Origin of the sequence: Staphylococcus sp. HMSC068C09, from assembly GCF_001813735.1 — a bacterium.
GTDB classification, from domain to species: domain Bacteria; phylum Bacillota; class Bacilli; order Staphylococcales; family Staphylococcaceae; genus Staphylococcus; species Staphylococcus hominis.
This window is the reverse complement of sequence record NZ_KV813766.1, coordinates 71443-85763: the sequence shown is the minus strand read 5'-3', so window position 1 is coordinate 85763 and position 14321 is coordinate 71443. Positions and strand designations below refer to the sequence as shown.

General features: G+C 32.9%; 15 protein-coding genes. 5 read left to right on the top strand and 10 right to left on the bottom strand.

Features of this window, described 5'->3' with window-relative positions; translation table 11 throughout:
* Positions 1–29: 29 nt before the first annotated feature.
* Together nagB and HMPREF2930_RS09070 are read right to left on the bottom strand one after the other, a co-directional pair.
* Positions 30–761, bottom strand: coding sequence for a glucosamine-6-phosphate deaminase (gene nagB, locus HMPREF2930_RS09075; protein WP_029376794.1), 732 nt, complete (start codon positions 759–761; stop codon positions 30–32).
* Positions 762–782: 21 nt separating this feature from the next.
* On the bottom strand, positions 783–1457 hold the full coding sequence (locus HMPREF2930_RS09070; RefSeq protein ID WP_017175533.1) for an N-acetylmannosamine-6-phosphate 2-epimerase: 675 nt from the start codon (positions 1455–1457) through the stop codon (positions 783–785).
* A 200-nt stretch (positions 1458–1657) separates the two neighbouring features.
* Here HMPREF2930_RS09070 and HMPREF2930_RS09065 point away from each other — a divergent pair, with 200 nt between their 5' ends.
* Positions 1658–2464 (top strand): MurR/RpiR family transcriptional regulator, encoded by an 807-nt coding sequence (locus tag HMPREF2930_RS09065; RefSeq protein ID WP_002454700.1) that lies wholly within the window; start codon positions 1658–1660, stop codon positions 2462–2464.
* A gap of 41 nt (positions 2465–2505) precedes the next feature.
* Here the strand turns inward: HMPREF2930_RS09065 and HMPREF2930_RS09060 are convergent, their stop codons facing one another.
* Positions 2506–3366 (bottom strand): ROK family protein, encoded by an 861-nt coding sequence (locus HMPREF2930_RS09060; protein WP_017175531.1) that lies wholly within the window; start codon positions 3364–3366, stop codon positions 2506–2508.
* Between the two features lie 229 nt (positions 3367–3595).
* Between HMPREF2930_RS09060 and HMPREF2930_RS09055 the strand changes: the two genes are divergently transcribed.
* The 4 genes from HMPREF2930_RS09055 to HMPREF2930_RS09040 all read left to right on the top strand — a co-directional run bounded on the left by HMPREF2930_RS09055 (position 3596) and on the right by HMPREF2930_RS09040 (position 7750).
* Entirely contained in the window at positions 3596–4477 is an 882-nt protein-coding gene (locus HMPREF2930_RS09055; RefSeq protein ID WP_017175530.1) for an N-acetylneuraminate lyase, read from the top strand.
* 46 nt (positions 4478–4523) lie between these two features.
* A complete protein-coding gene (locus tag HMPREF2930_RS09050) occupies positions 4524–6056 on the top strand; it encodes a sodium:solute symporter family protein (protein WP_002449381.1) in 1533 nt (510 codons plus the stop codon).
* A 107-nt stretch (positions 6057–6163) separates the two neighbouring features.
* A complete protein-coding gene (locus HMPREF2930_RS09045) occupies positions 6164–6991 on the top strand; it encodes a CPBP family intramembrane glutamic endopeptidase (protein WP_017175529.1) in 828 nt (275 codons plus the stop codon).
* A 72-nt stretch (positions 6992–7063) separates the two neighbouring features.
* Positions 7064–7750 (top strand): NDxxF motif lipoprotein, encoded by a 687-nt coding sequence (locus HMPREF2930_RS09040; protein ID WP_002449408.1) that lies wholly within the window; start codon positions 7064–7066, stop codon positions 7748–7750.
* Positions 7751–7854: 104 nt separating this feature from the next.
* On the opposite strand, the gene HMPREF2930_RS09035 is transcribed toward HMPREF2930_RS09040, so the two are convergent.
* The 7 genes from HMPREF2930_RS09035 to pcp form a co-directional block, all read right to left on the bottom strand.
* Positions 7855–8658 carry a CPBP family intramembrane glutamic endopeptidase gene (locus tag HMPREF2930_RS09035; RefSeq protein WP_002449357.1) on the bottom strand — a complete coding sequence of 268 codons (804 nt, stop codon included), beginning with the start codon at positions 8656–8658 and terminating at the stop codon, positions 7855–7857.
* Positions 8659–8812: 154 nt separating this feature from the next.
* A complete protein-coding gene (locus HMPREF2930_RS09030; protein ID WP_002449241.1) occupies positions 8813–9439 on the bottom strand; it encodes an ATP-binding cassette domain-containing protein in 627 nt (208 codons plus the stop codon).
* Positions 9426–10199: an ATP-binding cassette domain-containing protein gene (locus tag HMPREF2930_RS09025; protein ID WP_017175528.1), complete on the bottom strand. Its 774-nt coding sequence runs from the start codon at positions 10197–10199 to the stop codon at positions 9426–9428. Before HMPREF2930_RS09025 ends, HMPREF2930_RS09030 begins: the two co-directional genes overlap by 14 nt.
* Positions 10166–10933 carry an ABC transporter permease gene (locus HMPREF2930_RS09020; protein ID WP_002449346.1) on the bottom strand — a complete coding sequence of 256 codons (768 nt, stop codon included), beginning with the start codon at positions 10931–10933 and terminating at the stop codon, positions 10166–10168. The genes HMPREF2930_RS09025 and HMPREF2930_RS09020 overlap by 34 nt, the downstream gene beginning before the upstream one ends.
* A complete protein-coding gene (locus HMPREF2930_RS09015; protein ID WP_017175527.1) occupies positions 10923–11882 on the bottom strand; it encodes an ABC transporter permease in 960 nt (319 codons plus the stop codon). The genes HMPREF2930_RS09020 and HMPREF2930_RS09015 overlap by 11 nt, the downstream gene beginning before the upstream one ends.
* Positions 11875–13437 carry a nickel ABC transporter substrate-binding protein gene (locus HMPREF2930_RS09010; RefSeq protein WP_017175526.1) on the bottom strand — a complete coding sequence of 521 codons (1563 nt, stop codon included), beginning with the start codon at positions 13435–13437 and terminating at the stop codon, positions 11875–11877. The genes HMPREF2930_RS09015 and HMPREF2930_RS09010 overlap by 8 nt, the downstream gene beginning before the upstream one ends.
* A gap of 161 nt (positions 13438–13598) precedes the next feature.
* The gene (gene pcp, locus HMPREF2930_RS09005) at positions 13599–14237 is read right to left on the bottom strand and encodes a pyroglutamyl-peptidase I (RefSeq protein WP_017175525.1); all 639 of its coding nucleotides are present in this window, start codon (positions 14235–14237) and stop codon (positions 13599–13601) included.
* Positions 14238–14321: the final 84 nt, after the last annotated feature.

The window sequence follows — 14321 nt, the reverse complement described above, 5'->3', positions numbered from 1 at the left end:
ATCTAGATACTTTATGTCCCGGACTCTTTTTAGTGGTTTAAATAATTAAATATGACATCATCAATAATAATATCTACATTCGGATGCGTTTGTAAAATAGAGGCAGGTAATGTTTCAGTTTTTGAACCATTCACTAAACGCTCAATAGCTTCTTGTTTACGTTCTCCAAAAGCTAATAAAATGATACGTTTTGCGCGCATAATAGATTGTAATCCCATAGAAATGGCTTGTTTTGGAACATCATCAATCGTATCAAAATGAATACTATTTGCTTTAATCGTAGAATCAGTTAAATCTACAACGCGTGTTTGACTATCAAAAGATGTACCTGGTTCGTTGAAACCGATATGGCCATTTTCTCCAATACCTAATAATTGAATATCGGGTTGTCCTATAGAGAATAGACGCTGTTCATAAGCATATGCTTCGTCTTCAAGATCAGGTGCGTCTCCTCTTGGAATGTAGATATGATCTTCATTCCATTCGTTATGATTAAATAAAAGCTCATGCATATATGTGTAGTAGCTTTGAGGGTGTGATGAATTAAGACCCACATACTCATCTAAGTTAAATGTTTTAATATCATTTAAATTCACACGATTTGCCGTTAATAATTCAGATAATCGTGGATAGATTTCTGTCATCGTATTACCTGTCGCTAATCCAAGAGTAGCTGTCGGCGTACTTTGTATTAACTTTAATAACTCAACTGCTACATAATCACTTGCGATAGATTTGTTTTTTAAATTGATCAATTTCATCATCTAAACGCCTCCATATGTTTATGAATGATTTTTTACTGCTTCAACAAATCGTTCGGTAATTTGTTTAGGTCGTGTGATCGCACCACCAACTACTGTACAATGAACTCCAAGTTCGCTCACTTTTTTATACATTTCAGGTGTGATGACATTACCCTCTGCAATGACTTTTGTGTTTACTTGATTAAGTACTTCTTTTAAAAATTCAAAGTCATTTTCATATAATATGTGACCCTTTGTATAAGATGTATACCCTCTTAGAGTGGTTCCAATATAGTCAAAACCTAATTGATCTGCATAAATAGCTTCTTCAGTCGTTGAGATATCAGCCATAATTTCAATACCAGGCGCTTTTTCTCTAATATATTTCACAAGTTCTTCAAGAGATTCTTTTGGACGTTTTTGTTTAGTGGCATCTAAAGCAATAACTTCACAACCGCTTTCAATGAGTTCATTTACCTCTTTTGACGTTGCAGTTATAAATACACTTGAGTTAGTGTAATCTCGTTTAACAATTCCGATAACTGGTAAATTGATCTCCTTGCGAATAGCTACAATATCTTCTATAGAGTTAGCACGTATACCTACTGCACCGCCTTGATAAGCAGCTAAAGCCATTTTTGACATAATGAACGAAGAATGTAAAGGTTCTTCAGGTAAAGCTTGGCAAGAAACGATTAATCCTTGTGGTAACATATCATTCACTCCGTAACATTTATATTTATAAATAGAATATATCGAGTTTGTGGTTATTTATACAATACTGTTGAATTGATTTACTCATATCATAACATTAAGAAAATTATTATCAATTTAAAATTATAAATTGAAAAATATTTTCATTTATAATAAATTAGATATAAGCTATTTAATTGAGTAAAGAGGATGATTGTAAAATGAAATTTGAAAATAGAGTTCAGCGTTGTCGTCATTTATTAACAAAAACAGATAAACGAATTATAGAATATATACAAAAGCATCCACTTGATGATAGTTTCTCAACAATTAATTCGTTGGCTTATGCAATTGAAACATCGCCAGCTACAATAACGCGTTTCAGTAACAAATTAAATTACGATAATTTTCAAGATATGAAGTTTAGTTTGCAACATGAAAAATCAGAGAAATCTGTAGAAAATGCACCATTAGTACAACTTATACATCGTTATCATCAAAATATCATTCAACAAACTGGAGAGTTTATTTCTGAGGAAAAAATTAAACGCTTAGCACATAATTTAAAAACATGTAGACAGGTGAATTTCGCAGGTTTAGGGAGTTCAGGTTTAACAGCAAGTGAATTTTATTATCGTGCCATGCGTATGGGGATAAAAGGTTTAGTATCCACAGATGCTCATCAAATGAAGATTTCTGCGTCATTATTATCATCGAATGATATGTTTGTAGCAATTTCAAATAGTGGTGAAACAAGTGAGCTTATCGATGCGGCTAAAATAGCACGAAATCAAGGCGCTTATGTTGTTGTAATTACTAATTTTGAAGGAAGCACAATTACTAAAAATGCAGATTTAGTGCTGATTACGTCTGCGCAGTCCAATAATAATGATACAAGATTTATTAATTCACAAATTGCAACTCACTTTTTATTAGATCTTGTGAGTTACATTCTTCTTGGAGATCCTTACATGCATAAACTCTATCAACAAACACGTCAAGTTGTGCTAAACCATGGGAGCAAATAAATAAGAGGACTAGAATGCGTAGTCCTCCATGTTTATAACTACTATTGTATTGCACCGTACAAAGCTGCATTATTACCACTTCGAGTCGTCTGAAGACGTGCTATTCCATAATGAGGCGGAAGGTAATAATGAATTTTAGGCTTAATATATTTTAATAGTGTATCTTTTTGAGAAGAGATACCTCCACCAATCAAGATAAGTTCAGGATCATAGATAATTTGTAATTGAGCGATACCTTCAGCTACTGAATGGCTCCACTCTTCTAAAATATTGATTGCTACAGTGTCATTTTCTTCAGCTAATTCAAATAATTTTGGTACGTTAGTGTCATACTTAAAGTGATGTAATAGCATTAAACCTTTTAGCGCTGAAGTTGAAGCTCTTTGTTCAAATGTTTTGTCATCGGAAGAACGATAAAGCAAATAACCAATTTCATTTGCTCGATGACGTGCACCTTGATAGATTCCAATAGATTTATTATAAAATGCACCGCCAATTCCTGTTCCTAAAGTAAGACAAAAGATGTTATTTTCTTCATAATTATGCAAAGAAAGCTCCCCAAGTAATGCTGCATCTACATCGTTGTAAACAGTTATATTTGAGGACAATTCCTTGAAAACATTTAAAAAATTTGTACCATCAAAATTTTGAATAGTTGGTCCAGTGTAAACAATTTCTCCACGAGTTGAATCTACAACGCCAGCACTTGAGATACCAATGTGAGGATTTTTAAGCTGATATTTTTTTATAAATGCATCAATGATTAAGTATATTTCGTTCGTTATTAAAATGTGAATATTGTCTGGAGTAGCAATTGTTTTATAATCAATAATGTTTAATTCATTGTTAATTACTGCAAGTTTTATATTAGTGCCCCCGATATCAACTGCAATTTTATACATATAAAAAACCTCCTTAGTTTTCTTTATAACTACTATAAATCATTTTTAGTACTCTAGTTTTAATTTGAAAATTATTTTCATCAAATTTAGAATTATTTGTTAATATTTTTCATATAGTATTGTATAAAAATATGATAGCGTTTACAATTCGAAATATAAATAGAATATATTGCTGTTGAATTAATAATAAAATTATAAAAAATTCAGATCATATATTGGAGGATTTCGAATGGAAGAACAATTAAAAGGATTATATGCAGCGTTACTTGTCCCATTTGATGAAAATGGTCAAGTTAAAGAAGAGGGATTAAAACAAATCGCAAAGAATGCAATAGAAGTTGAACAATTAGACGGTTTATATGTAAATGGAAGTTCTGGAGAAAATTTCTTAATTAGTAAAGAACAAAAGAAACAAATCTTTAAAGTTGTAAAAGAAGCGGTTGGAAATGATGTGAAATTAATTGCTCAAGTAGGCTCACTAGATTTAAATGAGGCCATTGAACTTGGAAAGTATGCCACAGATTTAGGATATGACGCATTATCAGCAGTAACACCATTCTATTATCCGTTTTCTTTTGAAGAGATTAAGCAATATTACTTCGATATTATTGAAGCAACGCAAAATAAAATGATAATTTATGCCATCCCAGATTTGACTGGTGTAAATATTAGTATCAACCAATTTAAAGAATTGTTTAATAATGAAAAAATTGTAGGAGTAAAATATACTGCGCCAAATTTCTTCTTACTTGAAAGAATTAGAAAAGCATTTCCAGATAAGTTGATTTTGTCAGGATTTGATGAAATGTTAGTTCAAGCAGTTATTTCTGGAGTAGATGGTGCAATTGGTTCTACATATAATGTGAATGGCCGTCGTGCACGTCAAATTTATGACTTAGCTCGTGAAGGTAAAATTGAAGAAGCTTATAAAATTCAACACGATACTAATAATATTATTGAAACAGTTTTAAGCATGGGTATTTACCCTACTTTAAAAGAAATATTAAAAACACGAGGCATCGATGGTGGAGTACCTAAACGTCCATTTTCACCATTTAATGAAGCAAATCGTAAAGAATTAAATCAATTAATTGAAACTTATAGCTTGTAATTACGACACAATTTAAACGACAGAATATAAACAAGGGGTGATCCTTATGCAACATATAGGATTTGGGTTATGGAATTGGATAGCAGTTATCGTCTATCTTGTAGCAATGTTATTAGTAGGTGCCTATTTTACTAAACGTGCAAGTCAAGATACTGATAGTTTCTTTAAAGCAAGCGGACGTTTACCATCGTGGGCAATTGGCTTTTCTATTTATGCGACTACATTAAGTGCAATTACGTTTATGTCTACACCTGAAAAAGCTTTTTTAACTGATTGGGCCTATATAGCAGGAAATATTGCAATTGTAGCAATCATTCCAATATTAATTGCTTTTTATGTTCCATTCTTTAAAAAATTACATGTAACTTCAGCTTATGAGTATTTAGAAGCACGATTTGGACCAAGTATACGTTTAATTGGATCATTATTATTTATTATTTTTCACTTAGGACGTATTGCAATCGTTATTTATTTACCAACTTTAGCAATAACTGCTGTATCTGATATTAATCCATACATTGTAGCAAGTTTAGTAGGTATTTTATGTATTTTATATACATTTTTAGGTGGATTCGAAGGAGTCGTTTGGAGCGATTTTATCCAAGGTGTCATTTTACTTGGTGGAGCACTGCTTATCATTATCATCGGTGCTTTTGAAATAAAAGGTGGATTTGGCACAATTGTACATGATGCTATTGCGAATAAAAAAATTCTTAGCGCAGATAATTGGAAACTTAACTCAGCAGCAGCGGCGATCCCAATTATTTTCCTGGGAAATATTTTTAATAATTTACATCAATATACAGCGAGCCAAGATGTAGTACAACGTTATCAAGCATCAGAATCTATGGAAGAAACCAAAAAATCATTATGGACAAATGGTGTCTTAGCACTAATTTCAGCGCCTATTTTCTATGGCATGGGTACGATGATGTATTCATTTTATCAGCATCAAGAAACATTGCCTAAAGGTTTTAATACATCATCAATTGTTCCATATTTTATTTTGACTGAAATGCCCCCATTTATTGGTGGATTACTTATTGCAGCAATATTCGCTGCAGCACAATCAACAATTTCATCAAGTTTAAATTCAATTTCAGCATGTACTTCTGAAGATATTAAACATCGCTTCTTTGGAAAAAGGGATGATAAATCAGAAGTGAAATTTGCTCGATTAATTATTGTGATAGCAGGTTTATTAAGCTATGGTATTTCGATGTATTTAATTGCAGCAGATTCTAATAATTTATGGGATTTATTCTTACTTATTACTGGATTATTTGGTGTGCCGTTAGCTGGAATATTTGCAGTTGGGATATTCACAAGACGTGCAAATACATTTGGTGTCATTGTCGGACTATTTGCAGGAGTAATTATCGCTTATTTACTTCATGGAATAGGTGGAGGAAACTCACCATTTTACGTATCAATTATTTCATTTTTAGTTGCTTTTATTTTAGGTTATATCGTAAGCTTGCTTGTACCATCTAAAAATGTAAAAGATATTACTGGTTTAACGATTTACGACAAAAATAAAGCTTCTACATATATATCTAAAATAGCAAAAAGAAATTGATTTTTAATATTAAGAGAGTAGGAAAATGAATTCATTGTCAATTCAATCTTACTCTTTTTTCTATGCTATGATAAATTTATATACATCACTTATATTGGAGAATAAAAATGAAAATAATAAAAATTGTTGGTATGTTTCTTTTAGCGATAATCATTATGGTTATTTCTCAAACGATTGCGCTATTATTTGATACATTGATACCATTTTATGGAATTGGAACAATTTTATCGAGTATCACTTATATTTTACTTACATTTTTCATCGTAAGATGGATAATTACTCATGTATTTAAAGAGGCGCTATCTTCATATCGAATGACAAAACCTGTATTTCATCCGATTTATTTGATTTTAGGTATTGCATTACCGTGCGTAGTATATGCGATTTACTTTATTTTTATACCGGGAGATTTTAAGATACATCATTTTAACTCAATCAGTAAGACGATACACGATTTGAGTTACATTATTTTTATGCAAGCTGCAGCTGGTGCTATTGTCGAGGAAATAGTGTGTCGAGGTCTTTTAATGGGCTATATTGAAAAGAAAACGAACATTCGAATAGCAATCGTTGTTACTTCACTGTTCTTTGGTGTGATTCATTTATTGAATGGTGCTCTAAATGTGACAAGTTTCCTTTTATTGTTAGCTAGTGGCACTTTAGTTGGTATGATGTTTGGTATAGCAACATATCGATTTAACACCATTTGGGCGAGTATCACCTTACATTTCTTTTGGAATGTCTTTCAAGTCGTTTATATCACTACAAAAGAAACTGACTATAACGTCTTTCAATATGTTTTACGTTTTAAAAATATGGTGCTTACGGGAGGACAGTTTGGTTTTGAAACATCTATCGTCTCTACCATAGGCTATACCATTGTGATTATTGTTCTGTTAATGTGCCGTACGCCATATAAAGGTAGCAACTTATAACGCATTCAAAAGTAGTTGTAATTGTTCTATACTTAAAGTAAAGATAAATAAACGTCGTTAAGGAGAAAAGTTATGAAAAAGATAGTGATAGTGACACTTATTCTCATATTATCTATTGGCTTAGTGGGATGTCATCGATTGTCTAAAGAGGAGAGTGACCCTTCGGACAATGCGAAAACACAAGAAGAACATTCAACAGAAGAAAATAAGAGTTCTGATGATCAAGATATCAGTCTAGAACCAGATACAAAAATACCGGATCATGTTTTTGAAAAAACATCAGTACGACATGTACAGATTTCTGAAAAAACGATTAAAAAAGATATTAAAACGTATAGTAACATTGATAAAAAAATCAATGATACGATGAATACATATAAAATGAAATTATATTCCAATCAAAAGTTATCTAACACAGAAGCGAACAAATTAAAAAAGCTTGTTCAATTAGAGAATGAGAATGATACAAATTTTGCACAATACATTCAAAATAATCAGATGCCAAATAATGATTATGTGATCTATACTGATAAAATAAGTCGTTATATTTCAACAGCCAATCGCATAGAGCAAAAAAGTTTAGAAATCTCATTAAAATCGGATGATGATACATCTATTTTTAATGATATTGAGCAAGTGAATAAAGATCAAGACATTGTAAATGATCAAGAAAAACAAGATATTGCCAATTTCTTGGAAGATAAAAATATTAAAACTGAAACATTTAATGAGGATTCAAATCATATTGATATAGATTGATCGAATGAATTAAAAAAGGAGTGGACCGACGAATTCAAAATGAATTCCGTTCCACTCCTTTTTTGGCGAAATAGTTGTCGACTTCATTTAACAGGTATCCTTTTTTAGCTAAACATTGCGATAAAGTAACTCACAATAATCACAATACCCGTTACACCATTATGAATCATATGAACCATCATACTATCTCTAACGTTATGACGACGATGATAAGCGAGATAGAACACCATCCCCATTATGATATACATTAAGACCGCAACCCAATTTGAAATACCATGTTGGGAAGCAAAAATAAGTGAGGATAAAATAAATGGTAACCAGAAACTGCTACGTTTAAATAGCGTTTCTTTAAAGATACCTCGATAAATTAATTCTTCTAAATAGGGAGCTACAAACGTAAGGGTGAGTGCAAATACTATGACAGGAAACGCTTGTCCAAGTTGATCGGGAGAAGGTTTCGCGCCTTGAAAGTTACCCAGTAATGCCTTATCATTTTCTGTCTGTGCTTGACCTGTTATTGCCATCATTAGAAAACTCATTCCAATGACAATAACGCGAAGTAATAGTGCCCATCCGATATTAATCATAATATCTTTGCGTTTAAACGGTTTAATTGGCTCATATGTATGCCGTTGATAATAACGTCTAACCAGCCAAATAACGACAGCGGCTAACAGCATAAATAATAATGTTGCTAGTGTTCCACTTGTAACATCCATTTTTGCAGAAAAATTAGTAATAAATAAAATAAGAACAATAGGAATCTGAGCAAGTAACATCCATCCTATAAAAATAAGAACATTTAAGAAGCGATTCCCTTTAGGATAATGTTCATCTTTTTTATGATAATGAGAGTCAAGATTTGAATCTGAATGCATACGTGTTTCTGTAATACCTTGTTGAGTCATGGTTGTATCACCTCTAATGTTTTTATTTGAACTACGTATACTGCAACTTGAACATAACATACTCTGATTTCAACCTACAACTTACTTTATAAAATATTTGAACTATTTATGAAAAGAGTGAGACAAAACTCGTTGTCCCACTCTTTATTTTGAATTAACCAATATTTAAATGTTTACCAGGTAAAGCTTTCAATAAATATGAATCATGTGTAATGATAATTAACTGTAAATGTTGAAATTCTCTTAACATTTGTAAGATGATATCTTCGTTCACCATATCTAAATTTGTTGTTGCTTCATCTAAAATCAAGACATCTGGTTCTACAAGCAAAGCTTTTGCTATCCATAGCCTTTGGAATTGGCCACCACTTAAAGTACTCACTTTTTTACCAAGTAATTGTGATTCTAACTTACATTGCGACATGACTTCTTTTATTCTGTCCTCATGTATAGCTTTAGGATAATGAAAATGAATTAAAGGTTGTTTTAATATCCAATGAACTGTTTTATTTGGATCAAGTGTACTCGAATGATATTGAGGCACATATTGGATATGTTTCATCCATTTGTGTTGTGAAATATGGCCAAGTTCTAAATCGTTATATATGAGTGTACCTTGATAATTTGAATCTAATCCTGCAATAATTTGAGCCAAAGTAGACTTTCCGCTTCCACTTACGCCACTTATCAATAAATGATCGTGTGTCTCTAATGTATAATTAAAATTTTTAAATATCTGTTTATTAGAAAAAGCTTTATTTAACTGTTTAATCTGTAACATATTGATATCTCCTATTAGCTAGTTCAATCAATTGCTTCGTGTAAGCATGCTGAGGATCACGTAAAATATCAGAAGCACGCCCTGTTTCTACAATGTTTCCGTTTAGCATGACACTGATATGTGTTGCATAGTTTAAGACTAAGTTTAAATCATGAGTTACAAATAGCACTGTCATATCATGTTCTGTCACTACATGATGCAGTAGAGCCATTAAACTATGACGATTGTGTTGATCTAGCGCACTAGTCGGTTCATCTGCAATTAAAAACTGTGCTTCTCTTACAATAGCCATGACAAGTGCAACTCGTTGTGCCATACCACCACTCAATTCAAAAGGATACTGATAATAAATGGATTCAGGTTGGTCCAATCCGAGATGTTTAAATTGACGTAATACAAATGCTTTTTGTTGATCACGTGTTAATGAAGATGACATAGAGTCAAACAATGCATCAAAGTGTCGCTTGATACGAACATTTTGGAAAAAATTGCGATTCGCATCTTGGAACATTGCATCCGTTTGCGTTAAATCGAGATGAATCTCACCACGATAGGTTAAATCATCTTCTTTCATATTCAGTACAGTACGTGTAAGTAAAGATTTACCACTCCCACTTTCTCCAATTAAACAATGAAAGCTTCCTTTTTCAATCTTTAAATGTATCTGTTTAAGTAATGGTTCATGTTTGTGATAAACAGATACATCATTGATATAAAGGACTGTATCTAATGTAGGTGACGACGATTGAGTATTTGACATATGAGTGCGAACCCTCCTAATAAGACACCTGGAAAGATAAATAACCAGGGCGCAGAATAGAAATAACTTTTACCGTCATGTAAAATGGCGCCTAATTCAGGAATAGGGGGTTTTACTCCTAAACCAATAAAGGCGAGACCGGAAATACTTAACATTAACTTACCAAAATCTGCAGTAACAAGTGCCATAATGTCACTGATGAGATGTGGCACAATGTGATGTATTGTAACTTGGAACTTCGACATCCCACTAAGTGGCGCAAATTTAACGAACGGTTGTGTCATCGTGTCACGTGCTAAATTTCTGAAATACCGCAAATAGCGACCGAGCCAGCCGATGATGAGTGCAAGACATAATCCTACTACAGAATTATTAATAAAACCAAGGACGACAAGCGCGATAATGATAGCTGGTAAAGCGATTAACATATCTGCAAGTGCCATAATGATAGAATCTAACCATTTACCTACTATAGCTGAAATAAGACCAATGATCAGTCCAAGCACGATTGTCCCTATCATAATGAATGCAGTAAGACCAAGTGTAATCAAGCTACCTACAAATAGTCGTGTTAGAAAATCTCTACCCAAATCATCCGTACCAAGTAAATGATGTAAACTTGGGGGACGTAATGCTTGAGATTGATGAATTTGATTTGCTTTATCATATAGGGCATAAGCGAGTACAGCTAAAATGATTATTGCAATAGGCCATATGAAATGTTTAATCTTCATACGTTACTCGCCCTCCTAACGTTTTCGACATATTCAAACGAGGGTCACTTTTTTCTAGTAAAATATCACCCAGGAAATTCAATATCATAATGATTGTAATCATCATCATTAGAATACCTAGAATGAGTGGATAATCCCGAAGATTAATACTAATAATAAGCAATTTTCCTAACCCTGAAATACTAAAAATGACTTCTAAAATAATGACTCGACTGAATAAACGAATAAAATTATTAATTGTAATCGTAAGTAATGGCGCTAAGATGTCTTTAACTTGTACGTAAATACGATCTTTTAATTTAAACTGACGTAATGAGGCAAGTTGGTATGCTTCCTTACGAAGTGTACGTTCAAATAGATGACTGCTGAGTAAAACCATATGACTCCCTTCAACTAGGACTAAAATAGCGATAGGTAGAATAAAGTATTCAAAGCTATAACTTCCAACAAATGGTAGAAGATGCCATTTCACACCGAAGTAGTAAATAAAAATAATGGCTAACCAATATTCTGGTAGTGATGTCACCACTTGAGACGCACGTAATATGAATGTAGACCACTTTTTCTTAGGATAATTCCCACAGAGATAGCCAATAATATAGCCAAGTGGAAATAAGATGATAGCTGAGATAAAAATAAGTTTCAAGGTAGGAGCAACGGCTTTAGCAATACGGTCAGTGACAGGCTCGCCGTTACTAAAGCTCGTGCCTAAATCGCCTGTAAATGCATGGCCTAACCATTGTAAATAACGAATAGGCAATGCTTGGCTTAATCCAAGTTTATCTTGAGCCATCTTAATTCGTTCATCTGTGATTTGTGCGACACCATGTTCATGTAGATATTGAATCGCTGGATTTCCAGTTGTATGTTCAAGTAGCACAAATAAGATAAACGAAATAATAATGAAATATAATATAAGTTTAAGTAAATGTTTAATCATACTAATCATGATGAGATACCTTCAATTTATCGTAATTAATGGGTGCATCCGTTTGTCCTGAGAATTCGAATTGCTTAATTTTAGGACTTGTAACAAACACTTCGTTTGGATAAGCAATTGGCACTTCAAGATACTGTTGATTGATGCGATGTGAGATGTGATTAAATGCACGTTGTTGATCATCCTTATTGGTAATGGTTGAGAAGCGGTTAAGCATTGTTGTTAGCTGAACATCGTTTGCGAACATACCGGGCTTATCTCCGTCTTGCTTAAAGCGTGCATTTAAAAAGTTATATGGCATGAGCGCATTCGTATAAGAACGATAGAAAATAAGATCATAATCTTTTCGGATAGTGAGTGTTTCATAATACGTTTGGGCATCTAAAACGTTAATATCCAAATGAATACCTACGTTTTTCAAATCTTGTTGCATAATTTCTGCTTTTGTTTTCCATTCAGGAAATTCATCAGTTTGTAGCGCTAATTTTAAAGAAAGGTCTCGTCCATTTTTTTCAAAGTAGCCCCGATCATTTTTTTTATAGCCTAATTGTTCTAATAAGCGTGTCGCTTGAGTAGGATTATATGAATGGGTGTGTTGATTTGTATCATTCACGAATTCTACGCCGTCTTGGAATAATCCTTTAAGCTGCTTATTTGATGATAAGTGATCAGTATTAATCGCTTTACTGATTACTTCGCGCATCTTTTTATTTTGAAGTAATGAGACCTCTGGATTAAAGGCCATGAACTGTGTTTCTGTACTTGGATATTGTTTTACCTTTAAATCTTGATTACGGTATGATTCCTTGATTTGTTGAGGAGTCAAATGTCCTAGAGATCCCCCAGTAATATCGATAGAGTGACTTTCAATCGCAAGATGTCGTGAATCGCTATCTTCAATAGTTTGAAATATTAAGTCGTAATCCAGTGGATGATGGTTGCGATAATATGGATTTGGTTTAAAAGACACAGTCTCATTTGTTGAATTTGCTACTTTGAATGGACCTGTACCAATCGCTTTTTCAAATTGACCTGTCGTTTTACCATCTTTGACGGCATTTGGACTCATGATACGAAGGGGGCGGACTTGTGATAACTCATTTAATACCTGATTAGATGGTGTTTTTAAATGAATGTCTACGGTATAGTTATCTTTAAGAGTGACCGATTTCAGTTTATCCAAGGTTTCCATAGGATTCGTTTTATCGGTTGCTTTCGCACGTTCAATTGAAAATTTGACTGCTTTTGCGTTAAAAGTTGACCCATCATTAAATTTAATGTTGTGTTTTAAATGGAATGTATAATCTTTTCCGTTATTAGAGACTTTCCAAGATTTAGCCAAACCAGGCTCAATCTTTCCATTTTCTCCATATGTAACAAGAGGTTGGTATATTGCACTGTAGACAGGCATCGGAACATCAAACGCTTGTGCATCTAACTGGCTCGGGTTAAATTCTCGTGCAAGAGATACTTTCACCTCTTTGTGTTGATGATGATCATGTGTACATCCAGTTAATAGGAGAGACGCACACATCATGAATGACAAAAGCAGATGCTTTCTCAAATTTAAAACCTCTTTCAATTTATATTTGTCACTTATTAATAATACACGGTAATATTTATTTTGAAAATAAAAAACGTCTACAAAATTATATATTTTGTAGATAAAAAGAATCGTTTTAATTATAGAATTTGTATCTTATATATCACTAATTATCTTATTTTCTAATGTGTTTCTCCTAAAGCTACTTTAACATCAGGGTGGTCTGAAATCGCATTGATTGCTGCTGTAAGTCCTTTTGTAATCGTATCTAAAGACATCGAAGGTGTATTAGGTTTATCTATGACTTGTTCTGGAATAAAGGGCACATGGATAAAGCCAAATCGTAAGTTAGGATAATACTTATCTGCAAGGTAGCCTAATTGATAAAGCACATGATTGCAGACAAATGTGCCTGCGGTATTCGATAAACTTGCTGGAACACCCGCTTTTTTAATCGCTTCTGTCATTGATTTTATAGGAAGATTTGAAAAGTAGGCTGGTGCACTATCTGGATGAATGACAACATCAATGGGTTGATTTCCTTTATTATCCGCAATACGTGCATCATCAATATTAATGCCTACACGTTCAGGTGTAATATTGAAACGTCCCCCTGCTTGTCCAATCGATAATACCACGTCGTAATGATGATGTTCTAATTCATGTTGAATCACATCTTTTGATTTGTGAAATACAGTTGGGATTTCTAATGTTGTAATGGTATGTGCCCCAATAGTAGGATCCAGTTGTCTAACCGCTTCTAATGCCGGATTTACCTTTTCTCCGCCAAACGGATCAAATGCAGTAACTAAAATATTCATAAGAAAACATCTCCTTTAATTTTTTATAGTTTAATACGTAAAGTATAAACACTTATTTACATCATTAAACAGATGATGATATAA